The sequence below is a fragment of the Klebsiella sp. 141203 genome (assembly GCF_032601985.1).
GTDB lineage: Bacteria > Pseudomonadota > Gammaproteobacteria > Enterobacterales > Enterobacteriaceae > Klebsiella > Klebsiella aerogenes.
This window is the reverse complement of the sequence record NZ_JAQIRL010000002.1, coordinates 491877-515254: the sequence shown is the minus strand read 5'-3', so window position 1 is coordinate 515254 and position 23378 is coordinate 491877. Positions and strand designations below refer to the sequence as shown.

19 protein-coding genes are annotated in these 23378 nt (G+C 53.3%); 7 read left to right on the top strand and 12 right to left on the bottom strand.

What is annotated here, in order from left to right; translation table 11 throughout:
- Positions 1 to 96 precede the first annotated feature (96 nt).
- From kdsB to serC, 11 genes are all read right to left on the bottom strand, one after another.
- A complete protein-coding gene (gene kdsB, locus PGR29_RS10115) occupies positions 97 to 843 on the bottom strand; it encodes a 3-deoxy-manno-octulosonate cytidylyltransferase (protein ID WP_045375627.1) in 747 nt (248 codons plus the stop codon).
- Positions 840 to 1022: a protein YcaR gene (ycaR, locus tag PGR29_RS10110; RefSeq protein WP_042892909.1), complete on the bottom strand. Its 183-nt coding sequence runs from the start codon at positions 1020 to 1022 to the stop codon at positions 840 to 842. Before ycaR ends, kdsB begins: the two co-directional genes overlap by 4 nt.
- Positions 1023 to 1084: 62 nt before the next feature.
- Positions 1085 to 2314, bottom strand: coding sequence for a winged helix-turn-helix domain-containing protein (locus PGR29_RS10105; RefSeq protein ID WP_316424475.1), 1230 nt, complete (start codon positions 2312 to 2314; stop codon positions 1085 to 1087).
- Positions 2315 to 2368: 54 nt separating this feature from the next.
- The gene (gene lpxK / locus PGR29_RS10100) at positions 2369 to 3349 is read right to left on the bottom strand and encodes a tetraacyldisaccharide 4'-kinase (RefSeq protein ID WP_113374287.1); all 981 of its coding nucleotides are present in this window, start codon (positions 3347 to 3349) and stop codon (positions 2369 to 2371) included.
- Entirely contained in the window at positions 3346 to 5094 is a 1749-nt protein-coding gene (msbA, locus tag PGR29_RS10095; RefSeq protein WP_032707692.1) for a lipid A ABC transporter ATP-binding protein/permease MsbA, read from the bottom strand. Before msbA ends, lpxK begins: the two co-directional genes overlap by 4 nt.
- 36 nt (positions 5095 to 5130) lie before the next feature.
- On the bottom strand, positions 5131 to 7395 hold the full coding sequence (locus PGR29_RS10090; protein ID WP_316424474.1) for a ComEC family protein: 2265 nt from the start codon (positions 7393 to 7395) through the stop codon (positions 5131 to 5133).
- A gap of 205 nt (positions 7396 to 7600) precedes the next feature.
- Positions 7601 to 7888 (bottom strand): integration host factor subunit beta, encoded by a 288-nt coding sequence (ihfB, locus tag PGR29_RS10085; RefSeq protein WP_004100704.1) that lies wholly within the window; start codon positions 7886 to 7888, stop codon positions 7601 to 7603.
- A gap of 150 nt (positions 7889 to 8038) precedes the next feature.
- Entirely contained in the window at positions 8039 to 9712 is a 1674-nt protein-coding gene (gene rpsA / locus PGR29_RS10080) for a 30S ribosomal protein S1 (protein WP_015367470.1), read from the bottom strand.
- 137 nt (positions 9713 to 9849) lie between these two features.
- Positions 9850 to 10533 (bottom strand): (d)CMP kinase, encoded by a 684-nt coding sequence (gene cmk / locus PGR29_RS10075; protein ID WP_045375636.1) that lies wholly within the window; start codon positions 10531 to 10533, stop codon positions 9850 to 9852.
- A 193-nt stretch (positions 10534 to 10726) separates the two neighbouring features.
- Complete coding sequence (gene aroA / locus PGR29_RS10070) at positions 10727 to 12010, bottom strand: 3-phosphoshikimate 1-carboxyvinyltransferase (RefSeq protein WP_213317001.1); 1284 nt, start codon at positions 12008 to 12010, stop codon at positions 10727 to 10729.
- A 73-nt stretch (positions 12011 to 12083) separates the two neighbouring features.
- Positions 12084 to 13172 (bottom strand): 3-phosphoserine/phosphohydroxythreonine transaminase, encoded by a 1089-nt coding sequence (gene serC / locus PGR29_RS10065; protein WP_087858151.1) that lies wholly within the window; start codon positions 13170 to 13172, stop codon positions 12084 to 12086.
- 447 nt (positions 13173 to 13619) lie between these two features.
- Here serC and PGR29_RS10060 point away from each other — a divergent pair, with 447 nt between their 5' ends.
- From PGR29_RS10060 to PGR29_RS10030, 7 genes are all read left to right on the top strand, one after another.
- On the top strand, positions 13620 to 13847 hold the full coding sequence (locus tag PGR29_RS10060; RefSeq protein ID WP_015367475.1) for a hypothetical protein: 228 nt from the start codon (positions 13620 to 13622) through the stop codon (positions 13845 to 13847).
- Positions 13848 to 13984: 137 nt separating this feature from the next.
- Positions 13985 to 15745: a 30S ribosomal protein S12 methylthiotransferase accessory factor YcaO gene (gene ycaO, locus PGR29_RS10055; protein WP_316424473.1), complete on the top strand. Its 1761-nt coding sequence runs from the start codon at positions 13985 to 13987 to the stop codon at positions 15743 to 15745.
- Positions 15746 to 16125: 380 nt separating this feature from the next.
- The gene (focA, locus tag PGR29_RS10050; RefSeq protein ID WP_015367477.1) at positions 16126 to 16983 is read left to right on the top strand and encodes a formate transporter FocA; all 858 of its coding nucleotides are present in this window, start codon (positions 16126 to 16128) and stop codon (positions 16981 to 16983) included.
- 51 nt (positions 16984 to 17034) lie between these two features.
- Entirely contained in the window at positions 17035 to 19317 is a 2283-nt protein-coding gene (gene pflB, locus PGR29_RS10045; protein ID WP_316424472.1) for a formate C-acetyltransferase, read from the top strand.
- A 191-nt stretch (positions 19318 to 19508) separates the two neighbouring features.
- Entirely contained in the window at positions 19509 to 20249 is a 741-nt protein-coding gene (gene pflA, locus PGR29_RS10040) for a pyruvate formate lyase 1-activating protein (RefSeq protein ID WP_015367479.1), read from the top strand.
- 79 nt (positions 20250 to 20328) lie between these two features.
- Positions 20329 to 21114: a hypothetical protein gene (locus tag PGR29_RS10035; RefSeq protein WP_316424471.1), complete on the top strand. Its 786-nt coding sequence runs from the start codon at positions 20329 to 20331 to the stop codon at positions 21112 to 21114.
- Between the two features lie 67 nt (positions 21115 to 21181).
- The gene (locus PGR29_RS10030; protein ID WP_316424470.1) at positions 21182 to 21979 is read left to right on the top strand and encodes a hypothetical protein; all 798 of its coding nucleotides are present in this window, start codon (positions 21182 to 21184) and stop codon (positions 21977 to 21979) included.
- Positions 21980 to 22042: 63 nt separating this feature from the next.
- On the opposite strand, the gene PGR29_RS10025 is transcribed toward PGR29_RS10030, so the two are convergent.
- Positions 22043 to 23191, bottom strand: coding sequence for an MFS transporter (locus tag PGR29_RS10025; protein ID WP_045389472.1), 1149 nt, complete (start codon positions 23189 to 23191; stop codon positions 22043 to 22045).
- Positions 23192 to 23378 lie beyond the last annotated feature (187 nt).

The following is a 23378-nucleotide window of genomic DNA, read 5'->3' as shown; positions in this document are numbered from 1 at the left end:
ATGAGCGTATGGGGGCGACTTGTCAGCGGATAAGATCAAAAATGGGCTAATTAGCGGCAGAAATATGTCCCCTCCAGGCGAAGGGGACGGTAAGGATTAACGCAATTCGGCGCGGACGCGCTCCAGATCTTCCGGCGTATCAACGCCGGTGCCAGGAACCACTTCCGCCACCGCGACGTGGATTTTTTCGCCATACCACAGTACGCGCAGCTGTTCGAGCATCTCAATTTGCTCAAGCGGGCTTGGCGCCCAGCTAACGTAACGACGAATAAAACCAGCGCGATAACCGTAAATACCAATATGGCGCAGCAGGGAATCGCCAATTTCTTCGCGCGATTTTGCAAAACGATCGCGATCCCACGGAATAGTCGCGCGAGAAAAATAGAGCGCGTAGCCGTCGGCATCCATGACCACTTTGACCGCATTCGGGTTAAATGCTTCTTCGGCATCGTGGATAGGTACCGCCAACGTTGCCATCCCGCTGGTGCTGGCCGCGAGGTTTTCCGCCACCTGTCGCACGATCGCCGACGGGATCATCGGTTCATCACCCTGAATATTGACGATGATGGTGTCATCGCTGAAAGCGCATTTTTCAACGACTTCCGCCAGACGTTCGGTGCCGGATTGATGGTCCGCGCGGGTCATGCAAACCTCGCCGCCCGCGGCTTCAACCGCACGCGCGACATCTTCATGATCGGTGGCGACGATAATGCGATCCGCGCCAGATTCGCGGGCGCGCTCCAGCACGTGGACTATCATCGGTTTACCGTTGATATCCTGCAGAGGTTTTCCCGGCAGGCGCGTGGAGGCAAAACGCGCAGGAATAATGACGACGAAACTCATGGCTGGCTCTCTTCTACCGCGAGTGAGCGCGCTTCGTTTTCAAGTAGTACCGGGATGCCTTCGCGCAGCGGGAAGGCCAGGCTGTCGGCTTTGCAGATAAGCTCTTGCTTATCCTGGCTGTAGTACAGCTTACCGTTGCAAACCGGGCAGGCGATAATTTCAAGTAAACGGTGATCCATGATTCCTCCTGATGGACCGAATAGATTTGGCAGCAGCATATCACAGGATGGTCGCCCGCGTATCACGCGGCATCAACGCCCCAACCTTGCCGCTGGTTAGCAAATAGCGTCGCGGGTAACTGGCGCAGCACAACCTCTTCTGCACCTTGCCAGCGCGCAAAATCATTAATTGCCCGCTGGAGCCCGCTTTCCAGCCCGGCAGTCACTTTCACGCCCTCTTCCAGCCACAGCGAAAAGATCTCCAGCATGCCTCCCTTACGGTGCAACTTGCTGTCCATCCTGCCAACCAGTTTGCCCTGATGCAGCAACGGTAGCACAAAGTAGCCATATTGCCGTTTCGGCGCCGGGGTATAGCATTCCAGCCGATAGCTGAAGTTGAATAACTGCTCGGCGCGTTTACGGTCCCACACCACCGGGTCAAACGGCGAGAGCACGGCGCTGTGGCTGGCGGTTAACTTCCCGCCGGGTGCCGATTCCAGCACAGCGTGCAGATCGCGATGCAGCCACATTTCACCCAGTTCCTCAACTATGACCGGCGTCACCAGCCCCTCATCCTGCCAGCCCTTCAGCAGCGCCGGTAATGCAGGCTGGCGTAGGCGATAATAATCGGCCAGCCACTGTGGGCGAAAAATGCCGAGGCTGCGCGCGCTGTTGCGCAGCATAATGGACTCGGCCTCCAGGCGGGAGAGCGCGTCGCGCTCATCATCCCAGTGCGGCATTGCCCGATGTGTTAAATCATAGACGCGATGAAAGTTACGCCGCTCAACGACCATCAGTTTGCCGGCGGTGAACAACCCTTCAAGATGACGTTTATGCGGTTTCCATTCCCACCAGCCGCTGGCGCCTTTACGCGGATGGGAAAAATCCGCCGAGCGAACCGGGCCATTTTGCGCGATATGCGCCAGCAACTCTTCTATGCTGGCGGCATGTTCGTGCATCCACTCTTTATGGTATTTCCAGCCCATCTTGTCGGGATTCAACATCCGATGGCGTACGAGGGCGAAATCGCTGCGCGGCAAAAAACAGGCCTCATGAGCCCAGTATTCCATCAGTTCGCCGCTACGCAGAGAATCATCCAGCCAGTGCTGCGGATAGCTGCCAAGACGGCTAAACAGCACCAGATAAGGGCTACGGGCGACCACGTTGATCGTATCGATTTGCAGCAGCGACATCTGCTGGATGGTGGAAAGGATGTCAGTCTGGCGTGCGCGACGCCGGGGCTTTTTCAGTAACCCTTGCGCCGCGAGATGAAGATAGCGAGCTTCTTTTAGCGACAGTTGCAATACCGACATGCAGGTTCTCCGTAGGGGATTCAAGCACAGCGGCGAGCAAAACCAGTACGCAGGTTAACGTTGCGCCAGCGTCACTAAGTCCGCGAGCAACCGCTGTGCGCGATCATCGGTCATTATGGCGTCAACCGGCAGATACCACCAGTTAGCGGCGGCGAATTCACGACATTTCACCGCGTCTTTCTCGGTCATCAACAGCGTCTGTCCCGAGGTTGCCAGTGCGGCGACTGCGCTTTGACTCAGCGCCTGATGATCCGCCAGCGCTACGGTTTTCACCGGCCGTACGCCGCAGCTTTCAAGCGTCGCGAAAAAGCGCGGCGGATGGCCAATACCGGCCATCGCCACTACGTTGTCGAGGGTCGCAACATCGCGACGCTCGCCGGTAAGCAGGTTCACCGCCATGCCGGGACGCAACTGCATCGGGATTTCCCCCGGGCGCGAGACGCCGCCGTTGACGATAACGGCATCGACGCTTTTCAGGCGGGATGCGCGCTCGCGCATCGGCCCGGCCGGCAACCACCAACCGTTGCCAAAACGGCGTACACCGTCTATCACGACGATTTCTTTATCCCGCGCCAGCTTGTAGTGCTGTAGACCATCATCGGTGACGATAATTTGCAAATCGTGAGCGGCTAATAAGGCTTTTACCGCCTCGCTACGCAGTGGAGCAACCGCCACCGGCGCGCCGGTGCGTTGATGAATTAACACCGGCTCATCCCCCGCCTGCGCGGTGCTGGTTACATTATCCAGCAACAGCGGGTAGCGGTCGGCTTTGCCGCCATAGCCGCGAGACACCACGCCGACGCGAATGCCTCGCTGCTGCAGTTGCTCCACCAGCCATACTACCACCGGCGTTTTACCGTTGCCGCCGGCGGTCAGATTACCGACCACGACGACCGGCACCGGCGCGCGCCAGGCTTTTTTCCACCCTAGCCTATAGCTAAGACGAATGAAAGCGCTCACCAGGCCATACAGCCAGGAGAGCGGCAGCAATAGCCGCCATAGCGGCGATTCGCCGGACCAGATGCGCGCTATCATTGACCGAATTGCATCTTGTGTAGCTGCGCGTAAACGCCTTTATGTTCCAGCAGATCAAGATGGCTGCCGCGTTCAACGATGCGACCATCTTCTACCACCACAATTTCGTCAGCCTGTTCGATAGTCGACAGACGGTGGGCGATAACCAGCGAGGTACGGTTTTTCTGCAGTTCATCCAGCGCCGCCTGAATCGCACGTTCCGACTCGGTATCCAGCGCCGAGGTGGCTTCATCGAGGATCAGGATAGGGCTGTTGCGCAGCAGCGCGCGCGCAATAGCGATACGCTGACGTTGACCGCCGGAGAGCATCACGCCATTCTCGCCGATAATCGTGTCCAGTCCATTATCCATCTTGTTGATAAAGTCCATCGCATAGGCCATACGCGCCGCTTCTTCAATTTGCTCGCGGGTGTACTCTTCGGTACGCGCATAGGCGATGTTATTGGCGACGGTGTCATTGAACAGGTGCACGTTCTGCGAAACCAGCGCCACCTGATCGCGCAGGGAGCTCAGTTTGTACTCGCGCAAATCGTGGCCATCCAGCAGAATCTGCCCCTCGTCGACGTCATAGAACCGGGTAATCAGGCTGGCAATGGTGGATTTACCTGAGCCTGAACGCCCTACCAGCGCAACGGTTTTCCCTTCCGGGATGCTCAAATTGATGTTACGCAGCGCGGCAACTTCGCGGCCTGGATAGCTAAAGGTGACGTTGTGGAACTCCAGGTTACCTTTGGCGCGCTCAATCACGCGAGTGCCTTCGTCTTTCTCCTGTTCGGAATCCAGAATGGAGAAAAGCGTCTGACATGCGGCCATACCGCGCTGGAACTGCGCGTTGACGTTGGTCAGGGATTTCAGCGGGCGCATCAGCGCGATCATCGACGAAAAGACCACGGTGATGGTACCGGCAGTCAGGGTTTCCATGACGCTTGGGAAGCTCGCCGCGTAGAGCACAAAGGCCAGCGCCAGAGAGGCAATCAGCTGAATGACCGGGTCGGAAATGGAGGACGCGGAGACCATTTTCATCCCCTGCAGACGCATCTTATTACTGACCTTGTCAAAACGCTTGGTTTCAACGGCCTGGCCGCCGAACATCAGCACTTCTTTATGCCCTTTGAGCATCTGTTCCGCGCTGGTGGTCACCTGCCCCATGGTGTTCTGCATATTCTTACTGATATTACGAAAACGCTTCGAAACCACCCGAATCGCGACTGAGACGATAGGCGCCAGCACGATAAGAATGAGCGACAGTTGCCAGCTGTAATAGAACATCATGGCGAACAGGCCAATAATTGAGGCCCCTTCACGCACTACGGTTATCAACGCGCTGGAGGAAGATGAAGCAACCTGTTCGGAGTCGTAGGTGATACGCGACAGCAACGTCCCGGTGGACTGTTTGTCGAAGAAGGCGACGGGCATGCCCATCATATGACCGAACAGGCGGCGACGCATCGTCATTACCACTTTGCCGGAAACCCAGGAGATACAGTAGCTCGATATATAGCTACTGATGCCGCGAAGCACCATCAAACCGATCACCACCAGCGGCATCCATAACAGCACTGAGCGATCCGTTTTACCAAAACCATCATCCAATAACGGTTTAAGAAGCGATAACATGAAGGTATCACTTGCCGCGTTAAGCACCAACGCCACGGCCGCTACGATTAGCCCGGCTTTAAACGGCGCTATCATCGGCCAAAGTCGGCGGAAGGTCTGCCACGTGGAGAGATCTTTATCGTTCTGCATTCAATAAACCAGCTTATGTTGAAATAGCCGCATATTCTACCCGTTCTGCGCGTCCCCGCCAAACCACTGATGATACCAACGAGGTAAAAGTTGATCTCGTAAGCTATGGATTTGCCAACCATCTGGAGAAAAAACAATCGTTATTTGCCCCGAGTGCGGTGTATCAAACCACTGATACCCTTGCTCACGATAACGCTGCTCGACTTTACTGGAAGGCATCTTCCATGCATTGTAACGCGCTGCCGAGGCGATAGCCGCCTCTCCTCCTACCCTCTGCAGCAACGTCAGACCAGATGAGGTATTGCTGCCGTGGTGCGGGACCTGAATAAGTGTAGACACAAGATGCTGCCAGTAATGGCTTATCATCCGCTGTTCGGCCGGGATTTCGATATCGCCGGTAAGTAAAACGCTACGCTTGCCGTCATCGACCCTAACTACACAGGAACCATTGTTCCCTTTATGTTCACCCGTAGGCAATGGCCAAAGTGCCTGAAATCGGAGCCCTCGCCAGCGCCAGGTTACCCCTCTGCGACAGGGTAGATGCCCGCGCGCTTTAAGCGGACTACGAATCACGAGATTTGGCCACGCCTGAATAATCGCATTCAGGCCACCGCGATGATCAAGATGCTCGTGGCTCAATATTACGCCTTCCGGGCGGAGGCCGCGCCAGCGTAACCAAGGTACGATAAGCTGCTGGCCGCTATCTCCTCCCGGCCAGGCAGGCCCTGTATCGTAGAGCATTGCCGCCCCCTGACGCTCGATGACCACCGCCAGCCCTTGGCCGACATCCAACATCGTCACCCGCCACTCGTCCGGTGAGGCGGCGCGCCAGAAGGGCCAACTAAGGAGCGCCACGCCGCTAATACAGAGTAACGGCATCTGACGCCAGGCCTGAAAACGCCATACCAGGAACGCCAGCCACGGCAGTAAACTGACCGCCAACCAGCGTTCGTCGAGCGATACCCATCCCGCAGGCAAATGGCGTAAGAACCAGAATAATATTGCCAGCAACCGATCGGCGAGTTGCCATAACGCCATTTCAAGCAACGCCGGACCGCTAAGATGCAGTAGCATGGCCGCTAAAATCAGCGGGACTATTAGAAATGTCACCAGCGGAACGGCAACCAGGTTAGCTATCAATGAAGTCAGGCTAATACCATGAAAAAAAGCTATCTGCAGCGGCGCAAGCAGTAACATCAGGCCGCATTGCAGGTGGCTTAGCGCCAGCAGCTGCCGCCACGGTGAATGACAGCGGTGCCGGCGAAGCGGCGCGAGCTGATACCAGAAAATCAACGCAGCAACCGCAAAGACCGATAACCACAGGCTTTCTGAAATCATCGCCAGTGGATCGGCCAGCAGTATTGCCGCAATACAACAGCAAAATATTTGCCAGGGCGACCAGCGCCTGGCCTGTAGCCGCAACAGACATCCTGCGGTTAAGGCCGCACAGGTACGAAGCGCCGGGGGTTGCATGCCGGTAAGCCAGGCGTAAAACAGCGCGCAACTTAACCCGACAAGCAGCGGTATCCGCCAACCTATCCAGCGGCACGGAAGAAAGAACTGTATTCCGCGAACCAGCAACCAACCAAGTGACGCCCCCAGCGCAATATGCAGGCCGGAGATAGCCATTAAATGGGACGTTCCCGTCTCCTGCATTAACTTTTTTATCTCATCCGCCACCGCGAGGCGCTCCCCCATTCCCAGCCCGAGCATCACCGTTCTCCATGGATACTCAGCGAGTGCGCGGTTCAACGAGGCCAGATAGCGGGCCCGGGAGCTACAACGTGAATCAAGCGATGAGGCATTTAGAAAACGTCCGCTAAGCGGACGATGCTGCGCAAGGGCGTAACGCTGGCTATCAAAGCCGCCCTCATTTAGCTGCCCATGTACCGGACGGGCGCGGATGGTCATCAGCCAGCGCTGCCCAACGCAGCCTGCTTCAGGCAGTTCGCCGCCGTAGAGGGTAATCCCAACCGCGGGATATAAACGCCGCCCCTCAAGACGGATTATCTTACCTTGCCAGCTCGTCAGGCCATCACCGCCTACCAGCTCAATAACGGCCTGCCGGCTGCGACCGGGAATATGCTCAGTGGGCCACAGCGCTTGCCGGGCATGTAATATTCCCCACGCGAACAACAGCAACGTCAATGCGGCATACGTTGTGTAAGGTTTGCGCAGCGTGGCAATAATTAGCGCAGCGCCAATAAGACACCAAACGCTTAACATATTCGGTAGGGCCGGTAGCCAAAGCAGCGGCGAGATTCCGATTATGGCGCAGCCTGCCAGATGTGGTAATCGCATAACTCCTCCCTGTTATCGGGGAGTGTCAGACAATTCGCCGCCGTGGTCATATTGAAAAGAATGGCGTTGCGTCGCGCTGTCCGGGAAATATTGTCTCTTGCTTTCAGATGACAAAAATTTTGCGAGCGGACACGGAAAACGGGCATAAAAAAAGCACCCTCAGGTGCTTTTTTATTAAGTAAGTCTTTGCCTGATGCGGTAAAACTTACTCTTCGTAAATGTTGGCGCGGTCGCGTAGTTCTTTCCCAGGCTTAAAGTGCGGAACGTACTTACCTTCCAGTTCCACTTTATCGCCAGTCTTCGGGTTACGCCCGGTGCGAGGTGCTCGATAGTGCAGAGAGAAGCTGCCGAAACCGCGGATTTCAATGCGCTCACCTTGAGCAAGCGTTGAGGCCATATGTTCCAGCATTTCTTTAACAGCATCTTCCACCGCTTTCGCCGGGATATGAGATTGCTGGCTGGCAAGTCTTTCTATCAATTCTGACTTGGTCATTTTTCCTCCGGTTTCCTTCAAGGCAAAGTTAGCTTACAGCTTAAACAAGGGCGGCCGTAGCCGCCCTTTGTGCTTGATTACAGGACGAATCCTGCAATCTGTCAAGTAAACTCGTCATTATTCAGACCGTTGTGGCCTGAATAACTAAGATTACTCGCCTTTAGCTGCTTTGAAAGCTTCAGCCATTGCGTTGTTAGAGAAGTTTGCATCTTCCTGTTTGTTAACAGTTGCGATTGCATCTTTCTCGTCAGCTTCGTCTTTCGCACGAACAGACAGGCTGATTGCGCGGTTTTTACGATCAACGCCGGTGAATTTAGCTTCAACTTCGTCGCCAACGCTCAGAACCAGAGTTGCATCTTCAACGCGGTCACGGGATGCTTCAGAAGCACGCAGGTAACCTTCAACGCCGTCAGCCAGTTCTACGGTTGCGCCTTTAGCGTCAACTGCAGTTACTTTACCGGTTACGATAGCGCCTTTCTTGTTCAGAGCAACGTAGTTGTTGAACGGATCTTCCGCCAGCTGTTTAACGCCCAGGGAGATACGCTCACGTTCTGCGTCAACCTGCAGTACAACTGCAGCGATTTCGTCGCCTTTTTTGTATTCACGAACTGCTTCTTCGCCTGCAACGTTCCAGGAGATGTCAGACAGGTGAACCAGGCCGTCGATGCCGCCGTCCAGGCCGATGAAGATACCGAAGTCAGTGATAGACTTGATTTTACCTTCAACACGGTCGCCCTTGTTGTGGGTTTCCGCGAACTGCTGCCATGGGTTAGATTTGCACTGCTTCAGACCCAGGGAGATACGACGACGTTCTTCGTCGATATCCAGAACCATAACTTCCACTACATCGCCAACGTTAACAACTTTGGACGGGTGGATGTTTTTGTTGGTCCAATCCATTTCGGAAACGTGAACCAGGCCTTCAACGCCTTCTTCGATTTCAACGAAGCAGCCGTAGTCGGTCAGGTTGGTCACGCGACCGGTCAGTTTGGTACCTTCCGGATAACGCTTAGCGATAGCTACCCACGGATCTTCGCCCAGCTGTTTCAGGCCCAGAGATACACGGGTACGCTCGCGGTCGAACTTCAGCACTTTAACAGTGATTTCGTCGCCAACGTTTACGATTTCGCTCGGATGCTTAACGCGTTTCCAGGCCATATCGGTGATGTGCAGCAGGCCGTCAACGCCGCCCAGATCAACGAATGCACCGTAGTCAGTGAGGTTCTTAACGATACCTTTGACTTCCATGCCTTCCTGCAGGTTTTCCAGCAGCTGATCGCGCTCTGCGCTGTTTTCGGATTCGATAACGGCACGACGAGAAACAACGACGTTGTTACGTTTCTGGTCCAGCTTGATGACTTTGAATTCAAGCTCTTTGCCTTCCAGGTGCAGCGTGTCGCGCACCGGACGAACGTCTACCAGGGAGCCCGGCAGGAACGCACGAATACCATTCAGCTCAACAGTGAAGCCACCTTTAACTTTGCCGTTGATAACACCGACTACAGTTTCAGCGTCTTCGTAAGCTTTTTCCAGCGTGATCCAAGCTTCGTGACGTTTAGCTTTCTCACGGGACAGCAGGGTTTCACCGAAGCCGTCTTCTACTGCATCCAGAGCAACGTCAACTTCGTCACCAACCTGGATTTCCAGCTCGCCCTGGGCGTTTTTGAACTGCTCAGCCGGGATGGCGGACTCAGATTTCAGACCAGCGTCAACCAGTACGATATCTTTGTCGATAGCAACAACAACACCACGAACGATGGAACCCGGGCGGGTTTCGATTTCTTTTAAGGATTCTTCAAATAGTTGAGCAAAAGATTCAGTCATGTTTAATCTTCAGGTTTCATATTTAACGTCCACCTGGCTCCGTGCCGGATGGGGTTGTTTAACATACCCGCTAACACTCCGTTGCTGCGGGGGTACTGCTATAATTCGGAGGCTCGCAACGCTTTACCGGTTAACGGCTAAGCGACAGCCAGTTTTTCGCGCGCATATTGTAGCGCTTTTTCAATTACTTGCTCAATGCTTAGTTCGGTGGAATCAAGAACTAAAGCATCAGCGGCCGGGATAAGCGGCGCCACGGCGCGATTACGGTCGCGATCGTCACGCTCTTTTATCTCGGACAAAAGACGTTCAAAGTTAACACTAAAACCCTTTTCCTGCAACTGTAGCAGGCGGCGCTGCGCACGTTCTTCCGCCGACGCATCGAGGAAAATTTTAACCGGCGCATCGGGGAAAACGACGGTGCCCATATCGCGGCCGTCGGCAATCAGGCCAGGCAGTTCGCGAAAGGCGCGTTGACGGCGCAGCAGCGCTTCGCGTACCCGCGGGAAGGCAGCGACTTTTGAGGCGGTATTGGCCACTTCCTGGGTACGGATCTCCGCACTGACATCCTCACCTTCCAGCACCACTTCCAGATTGCCGTCAGTAGAAATAAAACGTACATCGAGATGGGCTGCCAGCGGAACCAACGCCTCTTCTGACTCGACGTCAACGTGATGATGTAAGGCCGCCAGCGCCAAAACGCGATAGATGGCGCCGGAATCAAGCAGATGCCAGCCAAGCGCTTCCGCCATTGCCTTGCACAACGTGCCCTTACCCGCACCGCCAGGTCCATCAATGGTGATTACCGGAACATTTGCCGTCATCTTTTTCTCCTTTAGCAAGGCGCATGAATATAAACGCCGCGCATTATACGCATCAATGCGCCAGAAAGTGAGCCTTGCGTGCAAATTACGGAATAGTTGAAATTAAATGTAGAAGAATTGCGCAATTATAGCGGGCTGGCAGAATACCAGCCCGCAAGATGACAAAGCTTTACCTTATCGGACGAGACAGAATTTACGCCAGGGTACTAATTCGCGCCAGCTGCTCGAAATAGTCCGGGAACGTTTTCGCCGTGCATTTTGGGTCAAGGATAGTGACCGGCGTCGCCGACAATGCCACCAGCGAGAAACACATCGCCATGCGGTGATCGTTGTAGGTGCCGATTTCAGCGAATTTCAGCGTCGCAGGCGGCGTAATGCGAATATAGTCTTCGCCCTCTTCCACTTCGGCGCCGACTTTACGCAGTTCAGTTGCCATCGCGAACAGGCGGTCGGTCTCTTTCACCCGCCAGTTATAAATATTGCGCAGCACCGTGGTGCCTTTCGCAAACAACGCCGCGGTAGCAATGGTCATGGCCGCATCCGGAATATGGTTCATATCCATATCAACGGCATTCAACTCACCGCGGGTACAGGCGATAAAATCGTCGCCCCAGACAACCGTCGCGCCCATTTTTTCCAGCACGTCGGCAAAGCGAATGTCGCCTTGTACGCTATTGCGACCAATACCGGTCACTTTTACCGTCCCGCCCTTGATAGCGCCGGCAGCGAGGAAATAAGAGGCTGAAGAGGCATCGCCCTCCACCAGGTAATCGCCCGGCGACTGATACTGTTGCCCGCCGCGCACGACAAAGCGCTGATAGTTGTGGTTTTCAACGTCAACGCCGAAGGTTTTCATCAGGTGCAGCGTGATATCGATATAAGGTTTAGATACCAGCTCGCCTTTAATCGCAATCGTCGTGTCCTGCGGCGCCAGCGGCGCAGTCATCAGTAAAGCGGTAAGGAACTGGCTGGAGACGCTGCCATCGACTTCTACCTGGCCGCCGTTGAAACCACCGCGCAGGCGCAGGGGCGGATAGTTTTCCTGCTCCAGATACTCAATCTGCGCGCCCCCCTGGCGTAACGCATCGACCAGGTGGCCTATCGGCCGCTCTTTCATCCGCGGTTCGCCGGTCAGCACAATATCGTTGTGGCCGAGACACAACGCCGCCGCCAGCGGGCGCATCGCCGTACCGGCATTCCCGAGGAACAATTCCAGCGCGCCGCTGGCCTGTAACGGGCCGCCGTTGCCGGTGACTTCACAACGAGTGCGGTCGGCGGACAGGGTGTAGTGAACTCCCAGGGCGTTAAGCGCATTAAGCATATGGCGAACATCATCGCTGTCCAGCAAATTGGTCAGCACGGTGGTGCCGTGGGCTAATGCCGCCAGCAGCAAAGCGCGGTTAGAAACACTTTTTGACCCGGGCAGGTTTACGGTGCCATCAACGCGCGCAATGGGTTGTAACGTCAGGGATTCCATGGAACTCAACTCTCAAAAAACAGAATAAAAACCCCGCAGACCAGCCGCGGGGATGAAAATAAGCGCTCAGCAATTAGCCGCGGCGACGTTCGAAGTCCTGCATGAAGTCGGTGAGCGCCTTGACGCCGGCCAGCGGCATCGCATTGTAAATAGAAGCACGCATACCGCCTACCACGCGATGGCCCTTCAGCGCATGCAAACCGGCCGCAAAAGACTCTTCGAGGAACAGTTTATCCAGCGCGCTATCCGCCAGCTGGAACGGCACGTTCATCCGCGAGCGGTTGGCAGCGGCTACATCGTTACGATAAAAATCGCTGTTATCAATCACGCCATACAGCAGATCCGCTTTTTGACGGTTGATTTTATCCATCGCGGCCACGCCGCCCTGCTCTTTCAGCCATTTGAATACCAGCCCCGCCAGATACCAGGCGAAGGTCGGCGGCGTGTTGAACATTGAATCATTGGCGTTCAGCACGGTGTAATCAAGAATCGATGGGCAGGCGATGCTGGCTTTACCCAGCAGGTCTTCACGCACGATAACCAGCGTCAACCCTGCCGGGCCGATATTCTTCTGCGCGCCAGCGTAAATCACGCCATAGCGGCTGACGTCGATTTCATGGGACAGAATACTGGAGGAGTAATCCGCGGTGACGACGACATCTTCGTTAAAATTCGGCGTTTCGTGGATAGCGATACCATCGATGGTTTCATTTGGGCAGAAGTGCAGATAGGCTGCGCCCGGCGTCAACTGCCATTCGCTCATCGGCTTAACGGCCCGCAGGCCATCAACGGTGGTTTTCGCATCGATAACGTTAGGCGTGCAGTATTTTTGCGCTTCTTTCACCGCACTTGCCGCCCAGTAACCGGCGTCCACATAATCTGCTGTCGTTTTATCACCCAGCAGATTTAACGGGATCCCGGCAAACTGACCGCGACCGCCACCATGACAGAACAACACTTTATAGTTGGAAGGGATATTGAGCAGATCGCGGAAATCCTGTTCTGCCGTTTCAGCCACCTGGATAAACTCCTTACCACGGTGGCTGATTTCCATTACCGACGTCCCCAGACCGTGCCAGTCGCACAGCTCCTGTTGCGCCAGTTTGAGAACTTCTGCCGGCAGCATTGCCGGGCCCGAACTAAAGTTATAGACCTGAGCCATTTCCCCTCACCACGTTGCTATATTGTCTGCACGCGAACCGTCGCGGGCATAAGTTATTCCTGTGGCTATCGGTTTTATCATTCAGTGACACACACCGCAACGAGTAAAACTAAGCGGCCCATAAACGAGGCCATCGTCACACAAAAGAATCAACCAGCTTGACGTCATTAAACCGACATAATTGCTGCAAGAGAATCGCTTTTAGCCTGCGTTCCGTCACCCATTCCGGATTTGGATCCACGGCATAAATAGTTATCCACTACATTCACAGGTAACGATCTCGCCATAGCGCAATCCGTCAACTCATTTAATACTTGAATATTATCTTAATTCTTCATGAATTATGTTTCCGCGAGAGCATGGTCATTTACCGCCGCATTCCCCGATCATTAAAATTTTTAAACCAGCCGATGAAGACTGGTATTAATCACTTTTAAAGGAATATTTATGCGTGAATTAACCTATAACGAAATGTCTGATGTGAGCGGCGGCTTTGGCCTGTTATCCATTCCGGCGGCAATTGGTTTGCTGGTCAGCATCCCGACAATTGTCATCGGCGCGATTACCGGGCCCTTTACGCTGGGCGCAGGCTTCGCAGTGATGGCGGCAGGCATCGTCGGTACCAGTCTTGCCGGCGCCGCGATGATCGTTAGCATTTGTACGCCTATCCTGTAACTTGCTATGGCATGTGGAGTTTCTCCGCATGCCATTTACCGCTCTTCTCTTTTTATCCATTGCCGCGGCTAACGACATAGCCACTTACCGGTAAAACCCGTATCATTGCCCATCCTGCCAACAATAAACGAATTGCTATGACCCAGACATTTATCCCCGGCAAAGATGCCGCCCTGGAAGATTCCATCGCTCGCTTCCAGCAGAAACTGCTCGACCTCGGATTTGATATCGAAGAGGCCTCGTGGCTGAACCCGGTACCACACGTGTGGTCCGTTCACATTCGCGATAAAGAGTGCGCGCTGTGCTTTACCAATGGTAAAGGCGCAACTAAAAAGGCGGCGCTGGCTTCCGCGCTGGGCGAATATTTCGAACGTCTGTCTACCAACTACTTCTTCGCGGATTTCTGGTTAGGCGATACCATCGCCAATGGTCCATTCGTTCATTATCCGAACGAAAAGTGGTTTCCACTGACCGAGGACGATGAAGTACCAGAAGGCCTGCTGGATGCCCGCCTGCGCGCCTTTTACGATCCGGACGATCAGTTGACCGCCAGCATGCTCGTGGATCTGCAATCCGGTAACGACGAGCGCGGCGTTTGCGGCCTGCCGTTTACCCGTCAATCAGACGGCGAAACCGTCTATATTCCGATGAACATCGTCGGCAACTTGTACGTCTCCAACGGCATGTCAGCCGGTAATACCGCAAATGAAGCGCGCGTGCAGGGCTTGTCTGAAGTCTTTGAGCGTCATATTAAAAACCGCATCATCGCAGAAAGCATCAGCCTGCCGGAGATCCCAGCTGAAGTAATGGCGCGCTATCCGGGCGTCGTTGAATCTATCGCCAAACTCGAAGCCGAAGGTTTTCCGATCTTCGCCTACGATGGCTCCCTTGGTGGTAAATACCCGGTTATCTGCGTGGTTCTGTTTAACCCGGCTAACGGTACCTGCTTCGCCTCTTTCGGCGCCCATCCGGATTTCGGCGTGGCGCTGGAGCGTACCGTTACCGAACTACTACAGGGCCGCAGCCTGAAAGACCTCGACGTCTTTACCCCGCCGACCTTTGATGACGAAGAAGTTGCCGAGCATGCCAACCTGGAAACTCACTTCATTGATTCCAGCGGCCTGATCTCCTGGGATATGTTTAAACAGGATGCCGACTATCCGTTCGTGGACTGGAATTTCTCCGGCACAACTGAAGAAGAGTTCGCCACCCTGATGGCTATCTTCAAAGCTGAAGATAAAGAAGTCTATATCGCCGACTACGAACATCTAAGCGTCTACGCCTGCCGGATCATCGTTCCGGGGATGTCAGATATTTATCCAGCGGAAGACCTGTGGCTCGCCAATAACAGCATGGGCGCGCACCTGCGTAACACCATTCTCTCCCTACCGGGTAGCGAGTGGGAAAAAGAAGATTATCTGGCGCTCATTGAACAGATGGACGATGAAGGCCTTGATGATTTCACACGCGTCCGCGAGCTGTTAGGCCTGGCAACCGGCAAAGACAACGGCTGGTATACCCTGCGCATCGGCGAACTGAAAGCAATGCTGGCGTTGGCCGGCGGCGATCTGGATCAGGCGCTGATTTGGACGGAGTGGACCATGGAATTCAATGCCTCCATCTTCAGCCCTGAGCGCGCCAACTATTATCGCTGCCTGCAAACGCTGCTGCTGCTTAGTCAGGAAGAAGAACGCCAGCCGCTGCAGTATCTGAATGCCTTCATCCGTATGTATGGCGCAGATGCGGTGGAAGCCGCGAGCGCCGCTCTGAGCGGCGAAGCGCCGTTCTATGGCCTTCAGGCGGTCGATAACGATCTGCGCGCTTTCCCGGCGCATCAGTCTTTACTGAAAGCCTACGAAAAGCTACAGCGTGCCAAAGCGGCCTTCTGGGCCAAATAATCCTTTAGGGGTAAAAAATAATGTACGGAGCCGCCAGCGGCTCCGTTTTCTTATGATTTGTGGCAAAACCACGCCATTTTGTAGGAGCAAAGTTAAATATACGTAAAAATCAAACTTTGGTGATATTTAGATTGTTAATTTTAATAAAAATACTCCATTTTAATTAACCGTAATCAATGGTCACCCATGGAAATTTTCAACATTATTTGCAAATATTAAAATTTAGTTTTTCTTTTAAAATCAAAAACATAAGGCAATAACAAGCTAATTCCACACGCAAAATGGGCCTATGACTCCGGTAGGATATGATCTACATCAAATTCCCTTCTATAATGCTTTGTTAGTATCACACCGCCAACTTATATAAAGAGAGAGTTAGTGTGAAAGCTGACAACCCTTTTGATCTTTTACTCCCTGCCGCGATGGCGAAAGTCGCCGAAGAAGCAGGTGTCTATAAAGCGACGAAACATCCGCTGAAGACGTTTTATCTGGCGATTACCGCAGGTGTCTTCATCTCCATCGCTTTTGTGTTTTATATCACGGCGACCACCGGTACTGCCGCAATGCCTTTCGGGATTGCCAAACTTATCGGCGGGGTATGCTTCTCACTAGGTCTGATTCTTTGCGTCATCTGCGGTGCTGACCTTTTCACCTCGACCGTACTGATCGTCGTGGCGAAAGCCAGCGGACGTATTACCTGGGGTCAGCTGGCAAAAAACTGGCTTAACGTCTATGTTGGAAACCTGATCGGCGCGCTGCTGTTTGTACTGTTAATGTGGTTATCCGGCGAATATATGACTGCCAACGGCGGCTGGGGCTTAAATGTTCTGCAAACTGCAGACCACAAAATGCACCACACGTTTATTGAAGCCGTCTGCCTGGGTATCCTGGCTAACCTGATGGTATGTCTGGCCGTCTGGATGAGCTACTCCGGCCGCAGCCTGATGGACAAAGCGATGATCATGGTGTTGCCGGTTGCGATGTTTGTCGCCAGCGGCTTTGAACACAGCATCGCGAATATGTTTATGATCCCGATGGGTATCGTAATTCGCAACTTTGCGAGCCCGGAATTCTGGACCGCTATCGGTTCAACTCCGGAGAGTTTTTCTCACTTAACCGTTATGAACTTTATCACTGATAACCTGATTCCAGTCACTATCGGAAACATCATCGGCGGTGGTTTGTTGGTTGGGTTGACGTACTGGGTCATTTACCTGCGTGGCGACGATCATCACTAATGGTTGTCTCAGGCAGTAAATAAAAAATCCACTTAAGAAGGTAGGTGTTACATGTCCGAGCTTAATGAAAAGTTAGCCACAGCCTGGGAAGGTTTTGCGAAAGGTGACTGGCAGAACGAAGTCAACGTACGTGACTTTATCCAGAAAAACTACACCCCATATGAAGGTGACGAATCCTTCCTGGCTGGCGCAACTGATGCGACCACCAAGCTGTGGGACAGCGTAATGGAAGGCGTTAAACAGGAAAACCGCACTCACGCGCCTGTTGATTTCGACACTTCCCTCGCATCCACCATCACTTCTCACGACGCGGGCTACATCGAGAAAGCGCTCGAGAAAATCGTTGGTCTGCAAACTGAAGCTCCGCTGAAACGTGCGATTATCCCGTTCGGCGGTATCAAAATGGTTGAAGGTTCCTGCAAAGCGTACAATCGCGAACTGGACCCGATGCTGAAAAAAATCTTCACCGAGTACCGTAAGACTCACAACCAGGGCGTATTTGATGTTTACACCAAAGACATCCTGAACTGCCGTAAATCCGGCGTGCTGACCGGTCTGCCGGATGCTTACGGCCGTGGCCGTATCATCGGTGACTACCGTCGCGTTGCGCTGTACGGTATCGACTTCCTGATGAAAGACAAATACGCTCAGTTCCAGTCTCTGCAAGAGAAACTGGAAAGCGGCGAAGATCTGGAAGCAACCATCCGTCTGCGTGAAGAAATTGCTGAACAGCATCGCGCTCTGGGTCAGATCAAAGAAATGGCAGCGAAATACGGCTGCGATATCTCTGGTCCGGCGACTACCGCTCAGGAAGCTATCCAGTGGACCTACTTCGGTTACCTGGCCGCCGTTAAATCTCAGAACGGCGCGGCAATGTCCTTCGGTCGTACTTCCAGCTTCCTGGATATCTACATCGAACGTGACCTGCAGGCGGGTAAAATCACCGAGCAAGACGCGCAGGAAATGGTTGACCACCTGGTCATGAAACTGCGTATGGTTCGCTTCCTGCGTACCCCGGAATATGATGAGCTGTTCTCCGGCGACCCGATTTGGGCAACTGAATCTATCGGTGGTATGGGCGTTGACGGCCGTACGCTGGTAACCAAAAACAGCTTCCGCTTCCTGAACACCCTGTACACCATGGGGCCGTCTCCGGAGCCGAACATCACCATCCTGTGGTCTGAAAAACTGCCGCTGAGCTTCAAGAAATTCGCCGCTAAAGTATCCATCGATACCTCTTCTCTGCAGTACGAGAACGATGACCTGATGCGTCCGGACTTCAACAACGACGACTACGCTATCGCATGCTGCGTAAGCCCGATGGTTGTTGGTAAGCAAATGCAGTTCTTCGGCGCTCGCGCTAACCTCGCGAAAACCATGCTGTATGCCATCAACGGCGGCGTTGATGAAAAACTGAAAATGCAGGTTGGTCCGAAATCTGAGCCGATCAAAGGCGACGTGCTGAACTATGACGAAGTCATGGAGCGCATGGACCACTTCATGGACTGGCTGGCTAAACAGTATGTCACCGCGCTGAACATCATTCATTACATGCACGACAAGTACAGCTACGAAGCCTCTCTGATGGCGCTGCACGACCGTGACGTTATCCGCACCATGGCGTGTGGTATCGCAGGTCTGTCCGTTGCTGCTGACTCCCTGTCTGCTATCAAATATGCGAAAGTTAAACCGATTCGTGACGAAGACGGTCTGGCTGTTGACTTCGAAATCGAAGGCGAATACCCGCAGTTTGGTAACAACGATGCTCGCGTCGATGACATGGCCGTTGACCTGGTTGAACGTTTCATGAAGAAAATTCAGAAACTGCATACCTACCGCAACGCTATCCCGACTCAGTCTGTTCTGACCATCACCTCTAACGTCGTGTATGGTAAGAAAACCGGTAACACCCCAGACGGTCGTCGCGCTGGCGCGCCGTTCGGACCAGGTGCTAACCCGATGCACGGCCGTGACCAGAAAGGTGCTGTTGCCTCTCTGACTTCCGTTGCTAAACTGCCGTTTGCTTACGCTAAAGATGGTATCTCTTACACCTTCTCTATCGTACCGAACGCGCTGGGTAAAGATGACGAAGTTCGTAAGACTAACCTGGCCGGTCTGATGGATGGTTACTTCCACCACGAAGCGTCCATCGAAGGTGGTCAACATCTGAACGTGAACGTCATGAACCGCGAAATGCTGCTCGACGCGATGGAAAACCCGGAAAAATATCCGCAGCTGACCATCCGCGTATCTGGCTACGCGGTACGTTTTAACTCCCTGACTAAAGAACAGCAGCAGGACGTTATTACTCGTACCTTCACTCAGACCATGTAATTCCCTGTCTGACTGAAAAAGCGTACAATAAAGGCCCCACATCAGTGGGGCCTTTTTAACAAGTGATTCCCTGCCCCAGCCTGCTTTGCCAGTTATCTATACTTTGGGTACCTGTCAAAACAGACTTAACACAGCCGGTTTGAGCTGTGCATCACAGGCCCTGGAGGGCCGAACCCGGAGATATCACCGCAATGTCAACTATTGGTCGTATTCACTCCTTTGAATCCTGTGGCACCGTCGATGGCCCAGGCATCCGCTTTATTACCTTCTTCCAGGGCTGCCTGATGCGCTGCCTTTACTGCCATAACCGCGACACCTGGGATACCCATGGCGGTAAAGAAATCACCGTTGAAGAATTGATGAAAGAAGTGGTGACCTATCGCCACTTTATGAATGCCTCCGGCGGCGGCGTCACCGCATCCGGCGGCGAAGCGATCCTGCAGGCGGAATTTGTCCGCGACTGGTTCCGCGCCTGTAAAAAAGAAGGCATTCATACTTGCCTCGATACCAACGGATTCGTGCGCCGCTACGATCCGGTGATTGACGAGCTATTGGAGGTCACCGATCTGGTGATGCTTGATCTCAAACAGATGAACGATGAAATCCACCAGAACCTGGTCGGCGTTTCTAACCATCGTACGCTGGAATTCGCGCAGTATCTGTCAAAGAAAGGGATTAACGTATGGATCCGCTACGTTGTCGTTCCCGGCTGGTCCGATGATGACGATTCCGCGCATCGCCTGGGTGAATTTACCCGCGATATGGGCAACGTCGAGAAAATCGAACTCCTGCCCTACCATGAGCTGGGTAAACACAAATGGGTAGCGATGGGCGAAGAGTACAAGCTTGACGGCGTACACCCGCCGAAGAAAGAGACCATGGAGCGGGTGAAGGGTATCCTTGAGCAGTATGGTCATAAGGTGATGTACTAACGGCTCTATACCATAATAACGGTTGCCATTAAGCAGCCGTTATTATTATTACAGTTAACAATGCATTAGAAAGGAATCTATGCGCTTACTTATCTTCGCTCTTTCCCTGCTATCAGCCCAGTGCGTCTTTGCTGCTAGCGAGTGTGATCTCAATACCATCGTCAAAAAGGCCTGGCCAGAAGGCGTGCCGCAAGGTAAATCAATAATTATTCGCGGTGAAAGCGATAGTTATTCACCGCAGAGCGCAATTTGCCGCGTCTGGCCGGCTCATCCTGAGATCACGCTGGCGGCCATTCCGCTGATGTCTCACGAACAAACTGACTACGAACATACTGGCGATCTTGAACTTCTGGTCCTCAACTCCGCCACTCTCGAGGTGAAACAGCGGTTACATCTCGTCGACCGTATGAATGATGATACGATTAGTATTGATAGTATTGCCCTTGATACCGCCCGCTGGAAAATCACGCCTACGCAAACCGCTTTTGGTTTACGCATTACTCTGAGGAATCCCTCCAGAGTAGCCCCTTTTAGAGAAGAGGTGTTGTGGCTGTATTCATATGATAACAATCAGATTCATAAAGTACTTGATGGCCTTGTCGTTAACAGAACACATGGCGAATGGGATGGCATGTGCGCAGGGGAATTCGATCATATTGAACGTACTCTGGTCATGGTTCCCTCATCCGGCAATGGCGGCTATGCCGATATCCGGGTAAGTGGAAGAAACGAACATACCACCAGAACCATTTCCAAAGAGAACGATTGCGAAGATATGGAAAAAACCGGCAAAGAGACATGGTTATTGCACTTTGATGGCAAACACTACCCTATTCCGAAAAAGCTCGCCCCTCTACTTGATTAACGTCGCCCAAATAAGCTGACGTTTTTCTTAGTTCGTCATGGAAGCATTGAAAATGGACATCCGGAAGATGACTATACGCCTGTTAGTTTCAACAATATTCTTACTGGCATCGCAGTGCATTTTTGCCGCCAGCAGCTGTGATATCAAAGCCATCATTAAACAGGTATGGCCTGATGCTCAACCGACTGAGCAGGGGGTCATCACACCGGCAGAGCAATTTATCAAAACACAAAATGGCTCGCCTTTTAGCGCTATTTGTCGCATCTGGCCTGCTCATCCCGAGCTCACGCTGGCCGCCGTTCCGCTAATGGAGCCAGAACAGCGCGACCATAACCATAATGCCGATCTCGAGCTGCTGGTACTTGATACTGCAACTCTTGAAGTTAAGCAACGTTTACATCTTCCCGAACGTATGAACGATGACGCGATCTATATTAGCGATCTTGCTATTGATACCGCGCACTGGAAGATAGCGCCAGAGCAAACTGCGTTTGGATTGCGCATACAGAAAACCGGAAGTTCTCGCGTTAATCCCATTAGTGAAGAGGCGCTATGGCTTTATACACTCGATCGCGGCCAGCTTCGCGTAGTGCTGGACGGCATAGTGCTAAAATATAGCGTCGGGGAATTGGATGGCAACTGCGCCGAGGAATTTACGAATATCATACGCACGCTGGCAATGGGCGCCACAAAACATCATGGCTTTAGCGACATAAAAGTCAGCGAAAAGAATGTCGCCTCAACGGCCTGGCTGGACGAAAATAACGAGTGCAGGTCGAAAGATATTCCGACGCAAAAAACATGGACGCTACAATACGATGGTAAGCAATATCGCGTTCCAGCTAAGTTACACCCAATACAGTAGCCATATTGTTATATTCACGATTGCACGCATCGATGGGGCCCTCCCATCGATGCCCTGAGGGTATCAGGCGTGTGCCACCGGCGTCGGGTGATGTCCGGCTTTGCGCAGCAGCGTCAGCAGGTAGATAAACGATACGCTGGCGATCATGATAAACAGCAGGTTATCAGAAAAGTTCTGCATCAGCATTGCCGTCAGGGTCGGTCCCAGCAGGCTGCCAATGGTATAACTCATCAGCAGCGCCTGGTTCATCGCCACCAGTTGATGGTGTTCAACCTTCTCACAGGCCCAGGCCATCGCCACCGGATACAAAGTAAAACCGGATGCGCCGAGCACAAAAAGCGCCGGCGCCATTGCCGCCTGGCTGAGCATCGCCAGACAGCCCAGAATCACCACAAAGACCTGAACGCGCAACACCAGAAGGCGGCCATAGCGGTCAGCCAAACGCCCTACCGGCCACTGCCCAAGGATCCCGGCGCTGACCATCACCGCCATCCAGAAACCAATACCGGAATCGCTGACGCCCTGGTGGTTCAGCCACAGCGGCATCAGGCCGTATAGTGAACCGAGTACAATACCGGATATAATGCAGCCATTCACACCGTGGCGAGCCTGACGCAGCTTCAGCATCGGCCAGATACGTACCGTTTCATGCGGCTCGTCGGCCTGGCTCATGATACGCGTAAACAGCAGCGGCAGGATCGCCGCCAGCGCCAGGCCGGTAACCCACGGCAACACGCTCATTAAATCGGTCGGTAATTTACTTACCATCAGTTGACCCAACACGGTACCGACGTAATAGACCATCATGTACGCCGCCAGCAGCCTACCGCGGCTGCGGGAAGTACCGCTGCACACCAGCGCGCTTTCCACCACCACCCAGATCATCGCGCAGCCCACGCCGGCGATAAAACGCCAGCTCAGCCATGTCCAGAAACCGAGTGTAATACCCAGGCCAACGCAGCCGACGGCAAAAATCAATGACGCCAGGTAATAGCTACGATTAAACCCCAGACGTTTAATGACCCAACCGGCAAATAAGGTTCCCACCAGGTTACCGGTGAAATAAGAGGAGCCGACCATCCCAACCTGCCAGGTTGGCATATTTTCATGGGCGAGCCAGAGCGGGACAAGCGTATTTAAAACCGCGATTGCCAGCGTCAACAGAAGCAGGCCACAGAGCAACATTTGCACTGGGCGAGTGTAGATGGTCATGGGTGTTAACCGTGAGGAAGTTCAGATTTCGTGCGCATCATGCCACTGCTGTAAACATTGTCAATCCGCCAGAATTCAGGCCTGACGCGGTTTTCAGAGCAACGATAGAAGTTTTTTATCCAGCGCAGCGGCAATGGAATTATTCATTATATTATTCCATTGTTTTTATTAATTTATTGGAAAACCA

Excerpts from the sequence above, each read along its gene's own strand:
- kdsB (WP_045375627.1), bottom strand. The coding sequence starts at position 843 with ATGAGTTTCGTCGTCATTATTCCTGCGCGTTTTGCCTCCACGCGCCTG.
- ycaR (WP_042892909.1), bottom strand. The coding sequence starts at position 1,022 with ATGGATCACCGTTTACTTGAAATTATCGCCTGCCCGGTTTGCAACGGT.
- PGR29_RS10105 (WP_316424475.1), bottom strand. The coding sequence starts at position 2,314 with ATGTCGGTATTGCAACTGTCGCTAAAAGAAGCTCGCTATCTTCATCTC.
- lpxK (WP_113374287.1), bottom strand. The coding sequence starts at position 3,349 with ATGATAGCGCGCATCTGGTCCGGCGAATCGCCGCTATGGCGGCTATTG.
- msbA (WP_032707692.1), bottom strand. The coding sequence starts at position 5,094 with ATGCAGAACGATAAAGATCTCTCCACGTGGCAGACCTTCCGCCGACTT.
- PGR29_RS10090 (WP_316424474.1), bottom strand. The coding sequence starts at position 7,395 with ATGCGATTACCACATCTGGCAGGCTGCGCCATAATCGGAATCTCGCCG.
- ihfB (WP_004100704.1), bottom strand. The coding sequence starts at position 7,888 with ATGACCAAGTCAGAATTGATAGAAAGACTTGCCAGCCAGCAATCTCAT.
- rpsA (WP_015367470.1), bottom strand. The coding sequence starts at position 9,712 with ATGACTGAATCTTTTGCTCAACTATTTGAAGAATCCTTAAAAGAAATC.
- cmk (WP_045375636.1), bottom strand. The coding sequence starts at position 10,533 with ATGACGGCAAATGTTCCGGTAATCACCATTGATGGACCTGGCGGTGCG.
- aroA (WP_213317001.1), bottom strand. The coding sequence starts at position 12,010 with ATGGAATCCCTGACGTTACAACCCATTGCGCGCGTTGATGGCACCGTA.
- serC (WP_087858151.1), bottom strand. The coding sequence starts at position 13,172 with ATGGCTCAGGTCTATAACTTTAGTTCGGGCCCGGCAATGCTGCCGGCA.
- PGR29_RS10060 (WP_015367475.1), top strand. The coding sequence starts at position 13,620 with ATGCGTGAATTAACCTATAACGAAATGTCTGATGTGAGCGGCGGCTTT.
- ycaO (WP_316424473.1), top strand. The coding sequence starts at position 13,985 with ATGACCCAGACATTTATCCCCGGCAAAGATGCCGCCCTGGAAGATTCC.
- pflB (WP_316424472.1), top strand. The coding sequence starts at position 17,035 with ATGTCCGAGCTTAATGAAAAGTTAGCCACAGCCTGGGAAGGTTTTGCG.
- pflA (WP_015367479.1), top strand. The coding sequence starts at position 19,509 with ATGTCAACTATTGGTCGTATTCACTCCTTTGAATCCTGTGGCACCGTC.
- PGR29_RS10035 (WP_316424471.1), top strand. The coding sequence starts at position 20,329 with ATGCGCTTACTTATCTTCGCTCTTTCCCTGCTATCAGCCCAGTGCGTC.
- PGR29_RS10030 (WP_316424470.1), top strand. The coding sequence starts at position 21,182 with ATGACTATACGCCTGTTAGTTTCAACAATATTCTTACTGGCATCGCAG.
- PGR29_RS10025 (WP_045389472.1), bottom strand. The coding sequence starts at position 23,191 with ATGACCATCTACACTCGCCCAGTGCAAATGTTGCTCTGTGGCCTGCTT.